We start from the raw sequence: 17,511 nt of genomic DNA on the forward strand, positions 1-17,511 counted from the left end.
TCGGCTGCAGCCCGGGGGCACCTCAGAAGCTCAGCCAGAAGCTCACACGTAACGGCAGCCCGGGAACGGCCAGGCCGAACCAGCCCGCGCGGCCCAGCAGGCATCCGCCGCGATGGCCGCGGCGCGCCTGCACCACAAGGGATCCCAGCGCGAGCGCACCCAGGCCGCCGAGAAGGCAAGAGCCGAACGTCGTCCAACCACCGGCGACGGACCCGACGCCGAGCGCGACCCAGACCAGCCCGCCGACGAACGACGCCGGACTCCACACCGCGTCCCGGGTCCGCCACGGCTGCCGAGCCGCCACCCCGCACGGACACGCCACCCCGACCTCGGCCTGCTCGGCTGTGGGTTACTCGCCGTTGAGCCAGTCGTAGTAGGAGACGACGGAGAGGCGGAAGTGGAGTGGGTCGGTGAAGGTGCCGTTCACCTTTCCGAGGCCGTTGATGACGGTGGCGGTTCCGTTGGCGTGACCAACGGCGTACGCGTAGCCCGTGCCGGTGTCCTTGTCGATGCCGAGCAGGAGCGTGCCGTACTGCCCACAGCGTTCCGCGACGAGCGTCTCGAATGCCTGCCATGTACGGGTCCGGATCTGCCGCACGATCGGCTTCATGGGGGAGCTGGTCGGGATCCGGATGGTGTAGAGCGCGCCGCCGTGCGTGTTGGCGATGAACGTGTCGTACGTCTGCGTCTTGCTGATCACCGCCATCGACTTGACCGCCGCGAACCCCGGGTACGACCCGGTACTGCGCCAGCCGGCGTCGGTGTGGTGCCAGCGGAACAGCACGCCGTCCTTGCGCAGCGCGTACAGCTCTGCCCGCGGGACGATCCCGGACCCGACCGGCTTGTCGAAGACCGCCCGCTCGAGCTGGGTGAAGTTCGACCACCCGCCACCGACCCGGCGCAGCGAGTGCTCCATGGACTCGCCACCCGCGTCGAGGTAGTAGCTGCTGCTGTACAAGCTGTCCCCGATGACGACCATCCCGTTCCGCGTGGTGACGCCACCGGACCCCGGGTAGTCCTCGAAGTAGCTGGTCAACCGGACGGCTCCGGGCGCGTAGAGCGGCACCTTCGGCGCTCCGGCGCTGACCGACGGCGGTGTGGTGGCCTTGACACCGCGGATGAGATGTTCGCCCTGCTGAGTCACGGATCCGACTCGTGCCGAACAGGCCTCGCTCGCGGCCGCGCCGGCGCCCTGCGCGGACGTCGGCGCGATCCCCAGCGCCAGGACGGCACTTCCGGCCAGAGCAGTCATTTTTCGCTTGATGTACACACCCGCCGTGATGCAGGGATGACACGAAAAGTTGCCGGCTTCAGGTGGGGGTGGCGACGAGAACGTGACCGGCCAGGGGGATCTCCAGGTGGTCGCCGGTCCGGAAGTGCCCGAGGATCGGTGCGGACTCGGCCAGGATCCGCTGCAGCTCCGAGGGCTTCAGCCGGTCGGCGAGCGGGGTGGAGTTGACCTCGGTCAGCACCATCGCCTCGACCGAGGCGAAGTACGCCGGCCGAATGTGCTCCTGCACCGCCGTCACGCGAAGCCCGGCGTCGGCGCAGCGGGCGCGGAGCGCGTCCGCGTCGCCGTGGACCCAATAGGTGCCGAGCATCTGGGTCGCGCCCGGGCCCGCGTGCTCGGCGACCATCGCGATCCACGGACCGTACGCCGGTTGCTTCGGTAGCGCCGAGAAGACCTGGACGGCGACCACGCCGCCAGGGCGGGTGACCCGCGCCATCTCCCGCAGGGCCGCGGTCGGGTCGGGGAAGAACATCAGCGCCGCCTGGCAGGTCACGACGTCGAAGTCGTCATCGTCGAACGGGAGGTCCGCCGCGTCGCCGGTCCGCCAGTCCAGCTCGGGCCGTACGTTCCGCGCGACTTCCAGCATCGCCGGGTTCACATCGAGCCCAATGACCGACCCTGTGCCGCCGACACGGTCCGCGGCGTTCCGGGCGACGACCCCGGTGCCGCAGGCGACGTCGAGAACCCGCTGGCCAGTGCGGACGCCGGCTCCGTCGAGAACGGGATCGACCCAGTTCCGGAAGAGCGCCGGCACGAAGCGCTCCTCGTACAGTTCTGCTTGCTCGCGCGTGATCCGGAAGGTCTCGGTGACCATGGCGCCGCCTCCTTTCGAGACATCACGAGCCTGGCTGCTCGAGGACCGCGCAGCATCGGGCAGTTGACCCATCCGGGTGCCCGTTCGCGCGGATAATGAAGGCCGTGGAGCACGCGGACCAGCTGCTTCGTACGGCAGCTGTGCAGGCCGAGGCCGGCGACTACGCCGCCGCCCTCGCCACGCGCGAGCGCGCATTCGCCGCACTTCGCGCCGCCGGCGACACCCGCCGCGCCGCCCGGTTGGCGGCGTACCAGATCTCGTTCGACCACCTCGCGCTGTTCGGCAACCAGGCGGTCGCGCACGGCTGGCTGGAGCGCGGCATCCGGCTGGCTGCGGACTCCGGCGAGTGCGTCGAGGCCGGCTGGGTCCTGCTCTCCCGCGCCCTGCACTGCTCGGACGCCGGCGAACGCGCGCAACTGGTCGCGGACGCGTCGCGGATCGCCGAACGCTTCGGCGACGCCGACCTGTTCTTCGACGCGATGGCGTACGACGGTCTCGCGCTGGTCTCGTCCGGCCGGATCACCGCTGGAATGCGCCAGCTGGACGAGGCGGCCGCCGCGGCTCACGGCGGCGAGGTTCGGAGCGCGACGGTCGCCGGTGAGATCTACTGCAAGCTCCTCGTCGCCTGCGAGACCACCCTCGACGTACGACGTGCGGAGGACTGGACCTCGGTCTTCCGGCCGCTCGAGAGCAGGCCGTCGGTCGCGTGGGCGTCGGCCATCTGCCGGATGCACTACGGCGGGATCCTGGTGGCGGCCGGACGCTGGAACGACGCCGACCAGGAGCTGAGCCGGGCCGTCGAGCTGTACGACACCACGTACCGAGCCCTCCGCGGCGCGGCGCTGGTCCGGCTGGCCGAGTTGCGGGTGCGACAGGGACGGCTGGGTGAGGCGGGCGCGCTCGTCGCGGAGTACGGCGAGGACGCGTACGGCGTGCGGCCGTGGGCGCGGGTTGCGTGGGCGAACGCCCGGACCGACGTCGACCGTGCGGCGGTGGTGGCGCGGGTTGCGGCAGTTGTCGGCGATCCAACCTCGTGGACGCTCGGCACGGTGCCGTCTTTGGTCCTGCTGGCAGAGCTTCAGCTCGCCTGCGGGCAACAGGAGGCGGCGCAGGAAACGGCGAAACGCCTGGCGGGCTTGACGGCCGTCGATCCTGTGGACGCGCTGTTGGGATACACGCGGCAGCTCGAGGCCTCTGTCACCGAACGCGCCCAAGCAGCCGCGGCTCTGGCCGCCGCAGCGCGCCACTTCGGGGCCGCGAGCCTGCCACTCGAACAGGCACTGGCCCGACTCCGACTGGCCGAACTGGTCGTCGACACCGATCCCGGGACAGCCGCAGCTGAGGCGCGAGCCGCTGCGGACACCTTCGCCTGGCTCGGCGCCGCGGCGGAGGTCGACCGAGCGTGGTCGGTCCTCAGAGCCCTGGGCAGCCCGGCCCGAACCGGCCCGATCGCCCCAGACGTACTGACCGACCGCGAGAAGGAGGTACTGGCCCTGGTCGCGCAGGGCCTGTCCAACCCCGACATCGCAGCCCGCCTGTTCATCACCCGCAAAACCGCGGCCCACCACGTCAGCAACCTGATCACCAAACTCGGCGTCCGCAACCGAACCGAAGCCGCAACCTGGGCAACCCACCACAACCTCGACCACACCCGCTGACGAACTGTGGCTTGGGCGGCACGGTCGGCGAGCATTCTTGCCACGCCGCGTGAATTCCCGCCCGCTGAGGGTGATCATGGAGATGGAAGGGGAACGGTCGTGGCGACGGATCTGCGGCTCGGTGTCAGGGTCGCGCTCGGGATCGGTGGGCTTGCACTGGTCGGCGTGGGGATCCTGCTCGCATTTCGCGAGCCAGGTGGCATCACCGCGGTCGCGGCCCTGGTCGTCGGCGCCGTGGTGGCGGTTGCTGCCGTCAGCGGCCGGATGCCGAGCGAGGTCGGGCTGCAGCGTGTCACCTTCGGGTCCGATGATCGCAGTCCCGCGGCCTATCGGCGTGCGTGGTGCGACGCCCGCCCCACGCCCTAGAGGGCTGGACTAGCGGGGGGTGGGGGAGCAGGCTGGGGGTGGGGGGTTGGAGGTGTGTGATGGGCGGGCGCGAGCGGGTTGTGGTTTGTGGGGTTGACGGGTCGGCGGCGGGGCAGCGGGCTGTGGAGTGGGCGGCGGATGAGGCTCGGCGGCGGGGGTGCCGGTTGTTGGCGGTGACGGTGTGGTCGTGGGACGGGCCGGAGTACGGCAGGGTCGTCGCCAGTGCGGAGGAGGCCAGGAGTCAGGCGGTCGACGTACAGAACGAGGTCCTGGGGAAGGCTCTTACGGAGGGCTCGGACCTCGAGGTCGACCGGCTCGTGGTCGAAGGGCGGCCGAGTGCTGAGTTGTGTCACGCGGCTGTCGGCGCGGAGTTGCTTGTGCTAGGGAGCCATGGGCACGGGGCTTTTCATGATGCCTTGGTCGGGTCGACGAGCTTGCATGTCATCCGGCATGCGCCGTGTCCCGTTGTGCTGCTGCCCGATCCACGCAGGGGCGAGAGCAAGCACAGGACGCGTCGCCAGCACGCACGTCCTGAGGGCGGCGTACCGATGTTCTGAGGACGGCAAGGTTGCTGGAGGCAACTTCGTCGGCTCAGGCCGGCAGCACGCTGACGTGGTGGGCCTGGTGCTGCCACTTCCGGCTTGGTCGATCAGGACGTCGGTCGCCAGCCCGCTGAGCTCGAACGGCTGATCAGCGATCGTACCGCGCTCCGCCCAGCGATACGAGCAGATCGCCACCGGGCCGTGCGTCCGGTCAGCCAGTGGTCGTGTTCGATCAGCCGGTCCGTCAGATCCATCGCAGCCCCTTCCTCGCGACCGAACCCGGTCGCCGTCGGCCAGAGCCCGTCCGGCGCGTGGAAGTGGATGCCGTTCGGCGCCAGCAGCCGGAAATCACGAGGTACGTCGCCGAACTTCCCAGGCGGTACGCCGTACGCACGGCTGAAGGCACGAGAGAACGCCTCCGTGGAGCCGTACCCGGCCTCGAGACCCGCGTCGGTCACCGAACTACCGCGACGTAGCCGCCACGTCGATCGCTCCAGCAGCTTCCGCAGCCGATCCGGCCTGATCTCGTCCACGGCACCATTCTGGGCGGCCGGCGCCACGTTCGCCCGATCGTTCTTGCTGATCTCTAGCCGTCTTGGTTCGTCGGAAGCCTCCGGGAGCGGTGCCGAAGGAGGACCAGGGCAAGTGCCAGGAGGAGCACGAAGACGACCCCGATCGTCAGCACCCCCAAGCGGTCGACGGTGTCGGCGATCCACGTCTGCAGCCTGGCGGCGAGATCGATGACGGGATCGGTGGTTGCGGCCCCACGGAACACCCGGATCTCGTACCAGCCGTAGTACGCCACATAAGACCCCGCGATCAGCAGTACGACGCCGCCCAGCCGGCCCGCGAGCCGCCCGAAGCGCCGGAGACGCCCGACGGTCCCGGCGCGGGCGAGCGCGACGGCGAGCGCCGCGGTGCCGACGATCAGCCCCATGCCCGCCGCGTAGGCCGCGAACAGGACGACGCCGCCCACGGTGTCGTCGGTGCGGAACGTGGAGACGACGATCGCGAGGAAGGGCCCGATCGTGCAGCCGAGCGACGCGATCGCGTACGCGGCGCCGTACAGGACCATCGAAGCGGCCGTCCGAGTGACCGTCGGCCCTCGGCGGAGCTTGGGCAGTACGACGGGCAGGTCGCGGCCCAGGACCAGCCACACTCCGGCGACCGCGAGAACCACGCCCAGGACGACGGTGAACCAAGGCAGGTGCTGCTGCACCTCGCCCGCGACCGGCGCGATCGCCAGTCCGAACAACCCGAACACCGCGGCGAAGCCGGCCGTCATGGCCGCGGTGGCGGCGAGTGCCCGGCGGACGGCGACCGTACGGCGCGGCGCGTCGTCGCCGGACACGAGCAGCATGAGGTACGCCGGCAGCATGGCGAATCCGCACGGATTGACCGCCGCGAGCATGCCGGCGCCGAGTGCCAGCGCCAACGGGAGTTCGTTCACGGTCGGCTCAGCCGACGACCTTGGCGACGTGGTCGGCGAGACCGTCGCCGTTCACCAAGGTGCCGCTGAAGCTCTTGTTGCCCTGGGCATCGAGTACGACGTACGTGCTCTGCGAGGTGATCCCGAAGCGCTTCCAGATCGCTCCGGCCTCGTCGGCGAGATGCGGGAACCCGCCCACCTCCTGCTCGGTCACGAAGTCTCGCATCGCCCCGGTCTTGTCCAGGCCGGCCACGCCTACGACGTGCACCTTTCCCTGGTACTTGCTCGCGACGTCGGCCGTAGCGTCGGCCTGCGCCCGGCACTTCGGGCACCACGGCGCCCAGAACCACAACACCACTGGCTTCGCCGCCAAGCGCGCACCGTCGAACGGCTTGCCGTCGACTGTCGTCGCGGTGAACTTCAGAACATCCGGTACGACGGCCGCGCTCGGCGTCGACGCGCCTGACGACGGCTTCGCGACCGACGACGGCTGCGGACTGCTCGGAGCCGCTGCGCTCGGATCACCAGCTCCCGACACGGAAGGCCCGTCGTCGCCACAACCAGCGAGCAGCCCGAAGACCAGAGCCAGCACAGCCAACCGCAGCACGGACACTCGAACTCCATCCCCTCGTCCGCTCGTCTCACCGTAAGCCTGCCATCGGTCATCCGCTGAGAAGCCTTACGGATCGATGACATGCTCGACGGCCGCCGACCTGGTCTCCGTCAGCGTTGCGGAAGGCGGTCGAAGCCGGTGAAGGGTTCCCGGATCGTCACCCGCTCGTCGTCGCCGTCCAGCTGCGCGACCGTCGAGATCGTCCGGATCAGTTCCTCGGTCAGGTTGCCGTAGATCTGCAGCTCGGGTCCGGCCTCGAGGTACTCGGCGTACGCCTCCCCGAAGTGCTCCGCCCCGACCTTCAGGTGGGTCGCCATCGAGTCGGCGTCCGGGTGGACCTGGACGATGGTCACCAGGTCGGACTCCGCGGCCGCGTAGCCGTAGAACGAGTGCAGCCGCGGCTCCTGCGGCTCGACGATCTCGGCGCAGTACGTCGCGAAGTACTCCTTGAAGGCCTCGAGCTTGCCGGGCTCGACCCGGTGCGTGAGGATGAAGACGTTACGCCGCGGCCGACAGCGTCGCGCCCCTCGGGATCGAGGACCTCGAGTACTGGGCCGAGGCGGCACAGGTCGTCGGGCGGATCGACGAGGCGATCGAGGTGCTGGGCAGGTGCTTCGAACTCCGGGCCGACGCCGGCGAGCTCCACGAGGCCACGCGGACGGCGTACTGGCTGTGGAGTGCACACGTCTTCAGCCGGGGTGAGTTCGCGATCGCGGCCGGTTGGGTGGAGCGGGCCCGTGGTCTGGCGGCCGGACGGCGGGACGGCGAGTACGGCTGGTCGTTGATCCCGCAGGCGTACGGCTGCATCGGAGCCGGTGAGTACCGGGCCGCCGAGGAGGTCCTGCGTCGCGCGACCGAACTGGGTCTCGAGCGTGGCGACACCGACCTGGTCACGATCGCGACGACGATGCGTGGCCGGGTGACCCTCATGCTGGGCTCACTCGAGCGCGGGCTGGCGCTGCTCGACGAGGCGATGGTCCGGATCCTGAGCCGGACGACCTCGCCACGGGCCACCAGTGTCTTGTACTGCGCCGCGATCGGCTCGTGTTACGAGGTCCACGAGATCGCCCGCGCGGCGGAGTGGTCCGTTGCCCTCGACAAGTGGCTCGGCGAATTGCCCGGACTGAGTGGCGTGTACTTCGGGAACTGCCGCATCTACCGCGCGCTCCTCATGCGCTTGCGCGGGGACTGGTCGCGCGCCGCGGCCGAGCTCGAACAGGCGTGCCGTGATCTCGCGGCCGACGGGAAGCTGGTGGCCGGCCACGCGTGGTACGAACTCGGCGAGTCGCGGAGGCTGCGCGGCGACCACGGAGTCGAGGACGCCTACCAACGCGCGATGGCGTTCGGCCGGGTGGCGCAGCCGGGCCTCGCTCGCTATCGGTTGCGCCAGGGGGATCTGCGGGCGGCGGACACCGGCCTGCGCCGCGTGCTCGCCGAACGGGACCGCGCGGCCGACAGGTTCGAACTCCTGCCCGCCGCCGTGGAGATCGATCTCGCCGCCGGCCGGTTCGAGTCCGCCAAGTCCGCGCTGACCGAGATGCAAGAGATCGCTACCGTGTATCCGACGACAGCGGCACGGTCGACAGTGGCCGCCGCTCGCGGAACTGTGGCGTTGGCCGAGGACCGTCCGACTGATGCGCCCGTCGATCTCAGGGAGGCCTTCAACGGCTGGCTGGAACTAGGGGCGCCGTACGAGACGGCGGTGGTCGGACTGCGCATCGCCGAGGCATGCCGAGCACTCGGCGACGAGGACGGCGTACGAATGCAGCTGGACGCCGCGCTGACGACCTTCGACCGGCTTGGCGCGCGGCCCGACGCGGACCGCGCACACGAGCTGTTGGCCGACCGGCGTGACGGGCTGAGCCCGCGGGAGACCGAAGTACTGCGGCGGGTCGCGGACGGTCTGACCAACGCCGAGATCGCCGCCGAGCTGTGCTTGAGCGAACGGACCGTCCACCGGCATGTCAGCAACATCCTGGCCAAGCTCGGGGTCCGGTCACGCACCGCGGCCGCGATCGTCGCGGTCCAGCGCAGGCTCACCTGACCCGTCCACGCGGCGGTTCCGATAGTCTTCGGTTCTGATGCCTACAGCTCGCGCCCGGCGCCCTCGTCCGCCCGACATGGTGGTTCCTGTCGGTGCGCGCACGGTGTTCACCGACGGTGCCTGCTCGGGCAACCCCGGGCCGGGAGGCTGGGCCTGGGCGTTGTCGACGACGGAGTACGCCGTCGGTCATGAGGCGGTGTCCACGAACCAGCGGATGGAGATCCGGGCCGCCCTCGAAGCCGTGCGCGCGAACGACGGTCCGCTGCTGGTCGTCTCGGACTCGACGTACGTCGTCAACTGTTTCCGCGACGCCTGGCACGCCGGCTGGCTCGAACGAGGCTGGCTCACCTCGGCGAAGAAGCCGGTCGCCAACCGGGACCTGTGGGAGCCCTTGGTGGAGTTGGTGACGCAGCGTGGGGACGTCGCCTTCCAGTGGGTCAAGGGCCATTCCGGCCACGAGATGAACGACTTCGTGGACGGCCTGGCCGTCGCCGCCTGCTTCCCGCAGCGCTGAGTTTCACCTGGACGTGGTGCTGGATCGCCAGACGAGCCGGTGGGGGAGCGTCACCTTGCGCGGCGAGCCGTCTGGGTCGGCGATTCTTCGCGTCAGCAGGTCGATCGCGGTGTCGGCGACCCGCGTCTTGTCGAAATCGATCGTGGTCAGCGGCGGCACGGTGATCGCCGAGTCGTTGATGTTGTCGTAACCGGTCACCGACACGTCTTCGGGCACCCTCAGGCCGTGCGCGTGCAGCGCGAGCAGCGCCCCCATCGCGGCGCCGTCGGTACAGCAGACGACGGCGTCGACCGGCCCGGGATCGCTGTCCAGAAAGGCGTTCAGGGCCCGGGCCGCGGACGTCGGCCGCCAATCCTCGCTGGCGATCTCGAGCCTCGGATCCAGCGGCAGGCCGGCCGACCGCAGCGCCTGCCGGTAGCCCTCGAGGCGGGCGACGGCCGCCGGGTGGTCGGACATGCCGAGGAGCGCGATCCGGCGATGCCCGGTCCTGATCAGCTCGCCGGTCAGGTCGGCGACCGCGGCCGCGTTGTCCATCCACACCATGTCGACGATCGGCAGGTCCACCTCGCCGATCAGCACCACCGGCGGCAGCGCGATCCCGGGCTGTACGGCGGTCGTCTCGTGGTTGACCGGATTCAGGATCAGGCCGTCCACCTGGTGTTCCCGGGCCCGGGACAGCAATTGGGCTTCCCGCCCGGGGTCCCAGCCGGTCTCCTCGACCTGGACCTGCAGACCGCGCGCGGCCGCCGCGTTGACGAAGTGGTGCAGCATCTCGGCGAAGAACGGAACCTGCAGGTCCGACAGCGCGATCGCGATCATGCCGGTGCGCCCGTTCCGCAGCCCGCGGGCCGAGAGGTTCGGGACGTAGTCGAGGGCAACCATCGCCTGCTCGACGCGGGCGCGGGTGGCGGGACGCACGTTGACGGTCCCGTTGAGCACGTTGGAGACCGTCTTCGGCGACACCCCGGCCCAGCTCGCGACATCCCGCACGGTGGCTCGCATACAGCCCATCCTAGGTCGCCGCGGCAACGGAATTTGCCTGCGCCCGACCCGTTGACAGCGCCGACTACAACGATGCAAACTCCGTGGCACTGCGGATTACATCGTTGCATTCGAGTCTGGAGTCCTCCGTGACCGCGACCTCTACGATCGACCCGGCCTTCGCCGTCGGACCCGTCAATCCCTGGTTGTTCGGGACGTTCGTCGAGCACCTCGGCAGGTGTGTCTACACCGGTATCTACGAGCCCACCCACCCGTCGGCCGACGAGGACGGCTTCCGCGGCGACGTCGCCGCGCTGGTCCGCGAGCTCGGCGCGACGGTCGTCCGCTACCCGGGCGGCAACTTCGTGTCCGGCTACCGCTGGGAGGACGGCGTCGGCCCGCGGGAGACGCGGCCGCGCGTGCTCGACCTGGCCTGGCGGTCGATCGAGACCAACCAGGTCGGTACCGACGACTTCCTCGCCTGGTGCGCGCGGGTCGGCCTGGAGCCGATGCTCGCGGTCAACCTCGGCAACCGCGGGCTGGCGGAAGCGGTCGACTACCTCGAGTACGTCAACGGCGCTCCCGGCACGCGGTACGCCGACCAGCGCGTGCAGAACGGGAACGCCAAGCCGTGGGGCGTTCGGCTGTGGTGCCTGGGCAACGAGATGGACGGCCCGTGGCAGCTCGGCCACAAGACGCCGCTCGAGTACGCCCGCCTCGCGCAGGAGGTCGCGCACGCGTACAAGACCTTCGACCCGAACCTGCTCCTCGTCGCCTGCGGCTCCTCGAACACGACGATGCCGACGTTCGGCGAATGGGAACGTGTCGTCCTCGAACACTGCTACGAGAACGTCGACCTGATCTCCGCGCACGTGTACTACGAACCGGTCGACGGCGACGAGGTGTCGTTCCTCGCCTCGTCGGCGCACATGGACCGGTACATCCGGGACGTGGTCGCGACCGCGGACCATGTGGCCGCCAAACGGCGCTCGTCGAAGCGGATCAACATCTCGTTCGACGAGTGGAACGTGTGGTTCGCCGCACGGCACGCACAGCACGAGGAGGAACGCGCCGAGGCTTCCGAGGCGCCCGCGCTGATCCAGGACGTCTACACCGCCCTCGACGCGGTGGTGGTCGGATCGCTGCTGATCACCCTGCTGCGCAACACCGATCGGGTTGGCGTGGCCTGCCAGGCGCAGCTGGTGAACGCGATCGCGCCGATCCTGACCGTCGAGGGAGGCGACGCCTGGCGGCAGACGATCTTCCACCCGTTCGCACTGACCGCGAAGTACGCGCGCGGGACGGTGCTGATGCTCGCCGGCGACCACGGTTCCGTGGACACACCGGCGTACGGATCCGTCGAGCAGGTGTGGGCAGTCGCGACGTACGACGAAGAGTCCGGTGAGCTGGCGCTCTTCGCCGCCAACCGGTCGCTCACCGAACCCGCTTCCTGGACCGTCCGGCTCGGCTCGCTCGGTGAACTCCGCCTGCTCGAGCATCTCGTGGTCGGTGACGACGACCGCAACGCAGTCAACTCCCAGCAAGCCCCTGATCGGGTCGTTCCCCAGGCCGGCTCCTCCGCTCTCGCCGGCGACCGGTTGACGGTGACCCTGCCGCCGGCGTCCTGGCACTGCATCCGGCTCGCCCGTTGAACTCGAAAGGACCAGCAATGACTTCTCCTGACCTGGTGCGGCTCGGCCGCCGCACCCTCCTCGGCACCGTCGCGGGTGCCGGCGCCGGCCTCGCCCTCTCCGCCTGTGGCGGCACCAGCGGACCGCCCCAGGCGGCGCCCGCGACCGGCAAGGGCGGCGCCGAGGGGTACGACGGACCCAACGTCGAACTGCAGTACTGGAACGGCCTGACCGGCGGCGACGGCCCGATCATGAAGAAGCTCGCCCAGAAGTTCATGGACGCCAACCCGAAGATCAAGATCACCACCACGTCGATCGCCTGGGCGGACCTGTTCCAGAAGCTGCCGGCCGCGGTGCAGAGCGGGCGCGCGCCCGACATCTGCCTGATGCACACGGGCGACATCGCCACGAACGCCGCGCGCCGGGTGGTGCAGCCGATCGACGACGTGGTCGCCGGTGCCAAGCTCACCGCCGCCGACTACGCCGAGCTGGTCTGGAAGGCGACCTTCTACCAGGACAAGCAGTACGCCATCCCGCTCGACATCCACCCGGCCGGGCTGTACTACAACAAGAAGGTCCTGGCCCAGGTGGGCGCGGACCCGGAGAAGCCGCCGACGACCAAGGACGAGTTCATGGCCGTCCTGGACAAGTGCAAGTCCAAGGGCGTCAAGGGCTACTGGGTCAGCGCGCTGAGCGTCGGCGGCCTGATCGCGCAGTCGATGATCTTCCAGAACGGCGGCTACATGATCAGCGACGACGGTTCCAAGACCGGCTTCGGCGATCAGCCGGCGATCGACGCGATCACCTTCTTCAAGGGCCTGATCGACAACGACTACTCGCCGAAGAACGCCGCTGGTGACGGCGACTGGGTGTCGTTCAGCAACAACAAGGCCGCCTTCATGATCGTCGGCCCGTGGATGGTCACACCCTGCAAGCAGGCCAAGGGCCTGGAGTGGGGCTGCGCGCCGATCCCGATCCTCGGTTCGCAGAACCAGACCTGGGCCGGTTCGCACTGCTTCACGCTGCCGCGGCAGATCAACCAGGACCAGAACAAGGCGACGGCGGCGCGCGTCTTCGTCAACTGGATGAGCCAGAACTCGGTCGGCTGGGCCGAGGCCGGCATGGTGCCGGCCCGCAAGTCGGTCCGGGACTCCGCGGAGTTCGCGCAGTACACCGAGGTGAAGCAGTTCGAGAAGATGATCGACTGGGCGCACTTCCCGCCCAATGTGCCGGGCTCCGGCGACACCGACCCCGAGTGGACGAAGGCGATCAGCCTCGCCGTGACCGGGAAGAAGCCGGTCGACCAGGCACTGAAGGAAGCGGCGCAGAAGGGCGATCAGATCCTGGCCGCCAACAAGAAGAAGTACGGCGGATGAGCGGGCGGATCACGGGCCTGGCCGGGACGGGCCGCAGCCCGTTGCGGCACCACCATCCGGTCACGCCGTACCTGTTCGTCGCGCCGTACGTCGTCCTGCTGCTGGCGTTCCTCGTCGGGCCCGCGGTCTTCGGTGTCTGGATGAGTCTGCACAACTGGGACTTCATGCTGCCGGGCAAGCCCTGGGTCGGGCTGCAGAACTACCGCGACCTGTTCGACTCCAGCTCGGTGCTCTTCCATCCGTTCTGGAACGGCATGAAGAACACCTTCCTGTTCGTCCTGATCAGCGTGCCGTTCCTGGTGACCATCCCGCTCGGGCTGGCGCTGCTGCTGAACCGGAAGTTCCGCGGCCGGACCTTCTTCCGCGCCGTGGTGTTCACGCCGTTCGTCCTCGGGGTCGCGGTGGTCGGCCTGATCTTCGGCTACCTCTTCGACCCGGAGGTCGGGCTGGTCAACGGGATCCTGGACGGGGTCGGCCTGCCCAAGGTCTCCTGGCTGTCCACCCAGCCGCAGGCCTGGATCACGATCACCGTCATGACGATCTGGTGGACCATCGGGTTCAACGCGGTGATCTTCCTCGCCGGCCTGCAGGGGCTGTCCCAACAGCTCTACGAGGCCGCGGAGCTCGACGGCGCCGGCCGGTGGTCCCAGTTCCGGCACGTCACGATGCCGGGTCTTCGCAACGTCTTCCTGTTCGTGGTGACGACCACCATCCTGGCCAGCGCGAACCTCTTCGGCCAGCCGTACATCCTGACCAAGGGCGGTCCGGGTGACAGTACGACGACGGCGATCATGGCGATGACCAACGAAGGCCTGCGCGGCTTCCGGATGGGCAGTGCGGCGGCGATGAGCTACGTGCTCGCGCTGGCGCTGGCGATCATCTCCGTCGCGAACTTCCTGATCATGAGGGAGCGCAAACCATCATGACGACCACCAGTCCGATCACCGGAGCCCGTCCCGACGCGTCCGATCCGGCCGCCGCCGAACCCCCGGTCCGGCACCGGCGGGCCTACTCCCGGACCAGAGTGGGGCCGCTGACGTACGTCGCGATGACGGTCATCTCGCTGATCTTCATCCTGCCGTTGCTGTGGATGCTGCTGACCACGTTCAAGACCGAGTCGGACGCGCGCTCGATCCCGATCCGGGTGATGCCCAGCGAATGGACGTTGCGCGCGTACCGGTTGATCTTCGACGACGCCGCCAACCCGGTCTACACGTGGCTGATCAACTCCCTCGTGGTCTCGGTCCTGCACATGCTGCTGACCGTGGTGGTGGCCGCGATGGCGGCGTACGCGCTGTCGCGGATGAGGTTCAGAGGCCGGAACCTGCTGTTCGGCACGCTGATCGCGACGCTGTTCATGCCGGGCTTCATCTTCTTCATGCCGAACTACCTCACGATGAGCAAGCTCGGCTGGCTGGACAGCTACTGGGCACTGGTGGTGCCGGGCGCGGCGGGCGCGTTCGGCGTGTTCTTCCTCCGTCAGTTCTTCCTGGCGATCCCTCGGGAGCTCGAGGAGAGCGCGCTGATCGACGGGGCGAACTCCTGGACGATCTTCACCCGGATCATGCTCCCGCTCTCGAAGCCGGCGCTGGTGACGCTCGCGGTGCTGAGCTTCCTCGGCGCGTGGAACGACTTCGTCTGGCCGGTCTTCGTCCTCTTCAGCCCCGACAAGATGACGCTGGCTCCGGGCCTCGCCACGCTGTACGGCGCCTACACCACGGACTACCCGGTCGTCATGGCCGGCGCGACTCTGGCCGCGGTACCGGTGCTGATCCTGTACGTCGTCGTGCAGCGCTACGTCATCGAAGGCGTCGCAAACAGCGGCCTGAAGGGCTAGCCGGCTGGAATCAGGTGGTTGATGTCAGGTGCTGCAGTACGTCGCTCAGGCGGCGCAGGACGTGGCTGCGCCAGCCGCCGTTCATGAGGCGGCGGGCGAGTTGCTGGCTGGGGTCGTCGGGGTCGAAGCCGGAGTGCTCGAGGAGCAGCCGGGTGCCCTTCCCCTCGGGCTGGAGTGTCCAGGCGACCTCGGTCGGCGTCGCGTCGGTGTCCGCGGCGTCGGCCCAGCTGATCCGCAGCCGCTTCGGCGGTGTCACCTCCAGTACCTGGCAGGCGATCTGCCCGGAGAACCCGGTCTGTACGACGGGGCGGGCGCGGAAGGTGAACCGATGCCCAGCGATCGGTTGGAAGTCGTTGGGCATCAGCCACTGGGCCATCAGGTCCGGTGTCGTGAGTGCCCGCCATACTTTGGCCGGGGGATGGGGGAAGTACTGGTCGACCTCGATCCGGGTCAGGTCGCCGCTCACTCGTCATCACCACTGTTCGCGGCGTCGTCCAGCTCGTCGAGGACGCTGCCGAGTGCGGTCATCCGGTCGCGCCAGAACCGCTCATAGGGAGTGAGCCACTCGATCAGCTCCGCCATCGGTTCTCCCGTGACGCGGTAGTAGCGGTGCCGCCCGTCCTGGCGCTCCTCGACGAGTCCGGAGTCGCGCAGGGCCCGGAGATGTTCGGACACGCTGGGACGAGCCATGTCGAACCTCCCGGCCAGCTCCCCGGCGGTCTGCTCACCGTCGAGGAGCGCGTCCAGGATGTCCCGGCGGGTCGGGTTCGCGAGAGCACCGAACACTTCGTCCAGCGGCCCGCTCTTGAGACGTCGGGGCACGTCCCTCAGCCCTGCAGGACGTAGCTGTTGCCGTCCGGGTCGGAGAACGTCGCCTGCCGGCCCCACGGCATGTCGTTGGGCCCGTCAACGACCACCCCGGCCGCCTGGAGCCGGACGACATCGGCGTCGAGGTCGTCGCTGGCGAACAGCGTTCCCTGCCCGCCACCGGCGCTCATGCCCGGGAACGGTTTGTGCAGCACGAGCGTGGTGCCCTGCGGAGCGCCGACTTCGAGCCACCGGTTCTCGCCGAAGGTCTGATCGGCCTTCACTTCCAGCCCGAGCGTGTCGACGTAGAACCGGCGGGCCCGATCCTGATCGGCGACGAACACGGTCACGGTCTTCACGGTGTTGATAGCCATGCGCACACCATATGTAGGAAAAAACCTACGCGTCAACCCCGGTCGGAAACCAGGGTTCGAGTACGTCGCTCGACGGCCGAGACGACGGTTTCCACGGGGCCGCGTCGGTGGCGAATGTGCCAGACGAGAGCGAGCACCAGGGCGGCGACAATGTGGATCAGCAACAGCGCCGCGTGGTTGTCGTCCGGTTCGGACGCGGCGAGCGCGGTGACGTGTGCGGCGTACAGGGTGAGGGTCATGCCGCCGGCGGCGAGCAGCGGGGTCAACAGGTGGCCTCCGGCACGGGTGAGCAGGAGACAGGCGCCGAGTACGGCGAGTGCGGTGCCGATCGTGTGCAGGAGGTCGAGCGGTGCTCCGGAATGCGGGCCGGAGACAGCCAGCCACCACCAGGAGGTCGTGGGTGTGGTGCCGCCGAGAGAGGTCTGAAGTGCCGGGCCCATCGCGATGTGGTCGCCGCCGCCGAGCGGGTGCAGAAGCGTCCAGGACGCGGCTTTGGTCAGGACGGCGAGTCCTACGCCGCAGGCGAGCAGTCCCGCGGCTACGCGTAATGATCCGAGCGCCAGCCGACCGACGGCCAGCCCGGCCAGAAGGTAGGCCATCCACGGCAACACGGGGTAGTACCCGGTCAGGAACAGTTCCGTGATGAGCGCTCCGGGTTCTTCGAGTGAACTGAAGGTCGGGTTGCCACCGCTTGGTTCGGACAGCGACGAGCGCAGCGCGTGGCTCAAAACCGGCGCGAGTAGTGCCCAGCCCACCGCGAGCGCCGCGAGAGCTCTCGGACCAAGGGACAGGAAAGGCAGTGCGCAGACGAACAGCAGTGCGTAGTACACAAGGATGACGGCGACGTAGGTGTCCACCGCTCCGAGCAGCAGCCCGATGAGGCCGATCAGACTCGCACGCACAACCAGACCGCACTGAACGCTGAGCAAACGCCGACCCCGGTACGGCTCGTGGCCGCCGGTCGCCAGCGCGAGACCGACACCCGCAAGTACGGCGAACAACGCCGACGCCCGCCCACTCGCCACCAGAAAGGCGGTACTCGTCCGCCCCACCTCGTCCACCGCCGGCATGATGTGCACCGACATCATCCCAACCAGAGCAACACCACGAGCAGCATCCACCCCCGAGATCCGCCGCGCTCCGCGGGTGCCGTCCTGCGCCCTGCCGGCAAGCACCGGTCGCACAGTCGACCCGTCTCCTGCGGTGTGCGCCCCTGCCATAGGAACAGCAAACC

Annotated in this window: 21 protein-coding genes; 9 read left to right on the forward strand and 12 right to left on the reverse strand. The window is 69.1% G+C overall.

The features are described 5' to 3' along the window. Positions 1–22 precede the first annotated feature (22 nt). Genes ABN611_RS29890 through ABN611_RS29900 form a run of 3 tightly spaced genes read right to left on the reverse strand, consistent with a single transcriptional unit; the run spans position 23 to position 2,105 of the window. Entirely contained in the window at positions 23–304 is a 282-nt protein-coding gene (locus ABN611_RS29890) for a hypothetical protein (RefSeq protein ID WP_350275593.1), read from the reverse strand. A 45-nt stretch (positions 305–349) separates the two neighbouring features. Continuing rightward, positions 350–1,252: a hypothetical protein gene (locus ABN611_RS29895; RefSeq protein ID WP_350275594.1), complete on the reverse strand. Its 903-nt coding sequence runs from the start codon at positions 1,250–1,252 to the stop codon at positions 350–352. A 58-nt stretch (positions 1,253–1,310) separates the two neighbouring features. Then, positions 1,311–2,105 carry a methyltransferase domain-containing protein gene (locus ABN611_RS29900; protein WP_350275595.1) on the reverse strand — a complete coding sequence of 265 codons (795 nt, stop codon included), beginning with the start codon at positions 2,103–2,105 and terminating at the stop codon, positions 1,311–1,313. Positions 2,106–2,209: 104 nt separating this feature from the next. Between ABN611_RS29900 and ABN611_RS29905 the strand changes: the two genes are divergently transcribed. From ABN611_RS29905 to ABN611_RS29915, 3 genes are all read left to right on the forward strand, one after another. Next, the gene (locus ABN611_RS29905) at positions 2,210–3,763 is read left to right on the forward strand and encodes a response regulator transcription factor (RefSeq protein WP_350275596.1); all 1,554 of its coding nucleotides are present in this window, start codon (positions 2,210–2,212) and stop codon (positions 3,761–3,763) included. Positions 3,764–3,862: 99 nt separating this feature from the next. Continuing rightward, positions 3,863–4,129 carry a hypothetical protein gene (locus ABN611_RS29910; RefSeq protein WP_350275597.1) on the forward strand — a complete coding sequence of 89 codons (267 nt, stop codon included), beginning with the start codon at positions 3,863–3,865 and terminating at the stop codon, positions 4,127–4,129. Between the two features lie 59 nt (positions 4,130–4,188). After that, a complete protein-coding gene (locus tag ABN611_RS29915) occupies positions 4,189–4,686 on the forward strand; it encodes a universal stress protein (RefSeq protein ID WP_350275598.1) in 498 nt (165 codons plus the stop codon). Positions 4,687–4,778: 92 nt separating this feature from the next. Here the strand turns inward: ABN611_RS29915 and ABN611_RS29920 are convergent, their stop codons facing one another. The 4 genes from ABN611_RS29920 to ABN611_RS29935 form a co-directional block, all read right to left on the reverse strand. After that, positions 4,779–5,204, reverse strand: a complete 426-nt coding sequence (locus ABN611_RS29920) for a hypothetical protein (protein ID WP_350275599.1) — start codon at positions 5,202–5,204, stop codon at positions 4,779–4,781. A gap of 53 nt (positions 5,205–5,257) precedes the next feature. Further along, entirely contained in the window at positions 5,258–6,121 is an 864-nt protein-coding gene (locus ABN611_RS29925; RefSeq protein WP_350275600.1) for a cytochrome c biogenesis protein CcdA, read from the reverse strand. A 7-nt stretch (positions 6,122–6,128) separates the two neighbouring features. After that, on the reverse strand, positions 6,129–6,713 hold the full coding sequence (locus ABN611_RS29930) for a redoxin domain-containing protein (protein ID WP_350275601.1): 585 nt from the start codon (positions 6,711–6,713) through the stop codon (positions 6,129–6,131). Between the two features lie 110 nt (positions 6,714–6,823). Next, positions 6,824–7,279, reverse strand: coding sequence for a hypothetical protein (locus ABN611_RS29935; RefSeq protein WP_350275602.1), 456 nt, complete (start codon positions 7,277–7,279; stop codon positions 6,824–6,826). A 32-nt stretch (positions 7,280–7,311) separates the two neighbouring features. Between ABN611_RS29935 and ABN611_RS29940 the strand changes: the two genes are divergently transcribed. Continuing rightward, a complete protein-coding gene (locus ABN611_RS29940) occupies positions 7,312–8,757 on the forward strand; it encodes a response regulator transcription factor (protein ID WP_350275603.1) in 1,446 nt (481 codons plus the stop codon). Between the two features lie 76 nt (positions 8,758–8,833). After that, positions 8,834–9,271: a ribonuclease H gene (locus ABN611_RS29945; RefSeq protein ID WP_350275604.1), complete on the forward strand. Its 438-nt coding sequence runs from the start codon at positions 8,834–8,836 to the stop codon at positions 9,269–9,271. Positions 9,272–9,274: 3 nt separating this feature from the next. Here the strand turns inward: ABN611_RS29945 and ABN611_RS29950 are convergent, their stop codons facing one another. Next, a complete protein-coding gene (locus ABN611_RS29950; RefSeq protein WP_350275605.1) occupies positions 9,275–10,273 on the reverse strand; it encodes a LacI family DNA-binding transcriptional regulator in 999 nt (332 codons plus the stop codon). Positions 10,274–10,401: 128 nt separating this feature from the next. On the opposite strand from ABN611_RS29950, the gene ABN611_RS29955 reads away from it, so the two are divergent. From ABN611_RS29955 to ABN611_RS29970, 4 genes are read left to right on the forward strand one after another with little or no spacing between them, the layout of a single operon-like run. Beyond that, on the forward strand, positions 10,402–11,904 hold the full coding sequence (locus ABN611_RS29955; RefSeq protein WP_350275606.1) for an alpha-N-arabinofuranosidase: 1,503 nt from the start codon (positions 10,402–10,404) through the stop codon (positions 11,902–11,904). 17 nt (positions 11,905–11,921) lie between these two features. After that, positions 11,922–13,259 carry an extracellular solute-binding protein gene (locus ABN611_RS29960; RefSeq protein ID WP_350275607.1) on the forward strand — a complete coding sequence of 446 codons (1,338 nt, stop codon included), beginning with the start codon at positions 11,922–11,924 and terminating at the stop codon, positions 13,257–13,259. Continuing rightward, on the forward strand, positions 13,256–14,185 hold the full coding sequence (locus ABN611_RS29965) for a sugar ABC transporter permease (RefSeq protein ID WP_350275608.1): 930 nt from the start codon (positions 13,256–13,258) through the stop codon (positions 14,183–14,185). Before ABN611_RS29960 ends, ABN611_RS29965 begins: the two co-directional genes overlap by 4 nt. Then, entirely contained in the window at positions 14,182–15,096 is a 915-nt protein-coding gene (locus ABN611_RS29970; RefSeq protein WP_350275609.1) for a carbohydrate ABC transporter permease, read from the forward strand. The genes ABN611_RS29965 and ABN611_RS29970 overlap by 4 nt, the downstream gene beginning before the upstream one ends. A gap of 10 nt (positions 15,097–15,106) precedes the next feature. Here ABN611_RS29970 and ABN611_RS29975 read toward each other — a convergent pair whose 3' ends face one another. The 4 genes from ABN611_RS29975 to ABN611_RS29990 are packed head-to-tail and all read right to left on the reverse strand — an operon-like array spanning position 15,107 to position 17,452. Then, the gene (locus tag ABN611_RS29975) at positions 15,107–15,562 is read right to left on the reverse strand and encodes an SRPBCC domain-containing protein (RefSeq protein WP_350275610.1); all 456 of its coding nucleotides are present in this window, start codon (positions 15,560–15,562) and stop codon (positions 15,107–15,109) included. After that, positions 15,559–15,918, reverse strand: a complete 360-nt coding sequence (locus ABN611_RS29980) for a metalloregulator ArsR/SmtB family transcription factor (protein WP_350275611.1) — start codon at positions 15,916–15,918, stop codon at positions 15,559–15,561. Before ABN611_RS29980 ends, ABN611_RS29975 begins: the two co-directional genes overlap by 4 nt. Positions 15,919–15,923: 5 nt before the next feature. Then, positions 15,924–16,277: a VOC family protein gene (locus ABN611_RS29985; protein WP_350275612.1), complete on the reverse strand. Its 354-nt coding sequence runs from the start codon at positions 16,275–16,277 to the stop codon at positions 15,924–15,926. Between the two features lie 32 nt (positions 16,278–16,309). Continuing rightward, positions 16,310–17,452: a heparan-alpha-glucosaminide N-acetyltransferase domain-containing protein gene (locus ABN611_RS29990; protein ID WP_350275613.1), complete on the reverse strand. Its 1,143-nt coding sequence runs from the start codon at positions 17,450–17,452 to the stop codon at positions 16,310–16,312. Positions 17,453–17,511: the final 59 nt, after the last annotated feature.

The organism is Kribbella sp. HUAS MG21 (assembly GCF_040254265.1).
Classification (GTDB): Bacteria; Actinomycetota; Actinomycetes; order Propionibacteriales; family Kribbellaceae; genus Kribbella.

Bases quoted from the DNA above. Each gene is read 5' to 3' on its own strand.
- ABN611_RS29970 (WP_350275609.1), top strand. From the start codon at position 14,182: ATGACGACCACCAGTCCGATCACCGGAGCCCGTCCCGACGCGTCCGAT.
- ABN611_RS29960 (WP_350275607.1), top strand. From the start codon at position 11,922: ATGACTTCTCCTGACCTGGTGCGGCTCGGCCGCCGCACCCTCCTCGGC.
- ABN611_RS29945 (WP_350275604.1), top strand. From the start codon at position 8,834: ATGGTGGTTCCTGTCGGTGCGCGCACGGTGTTCACCGACGGTGCCTGC.
- ABN611_RS29965 (WP_350275608.1), top strand. From the start codon at position 13,256: ATGAGCGGGCGGATCACGGGCCTGGCCGGGACGGGCCGCAGCCCGTTG.
- ABN611_RS29915 (WP_350275598.1), top strand. From the start codon at position 4,189: ATGGGCGGGCGCGAGCGGGTTGTGGTTTGTGGGGTTGACGGGTCGGCG.
- ABN611_RS29895 (WP_350275594.1), bottom strand. From the start codon at position 1,252: ATGACTGCTCTGGCCGGAAGTGCCGTCCTGGCGCTGGGGATCGCGCCG.
- ABN611_RS29985 (WP_350275612.1), bottom strand. From the start codon at position 16,277: ATGGCTATCAACACCGTGAAGACCGTGACCGTGTTCGTCGCCGATCAG.
- ABN611_RS29950 (WP_350275605.1), bottom strand. From the start codon at position 10,273: ATGCGAGCCACCGTGCGGGATGTCGCGAGCTGGGCCGGGGTGTCGCCG.
- ABN611_RS29900 (WP_350275595.1), bottom strand. From the start codon at position 2,105: ATGGTCACCGAGACCTTCCGGATCACGCGCGAGCAAGCAGAACTGTAC.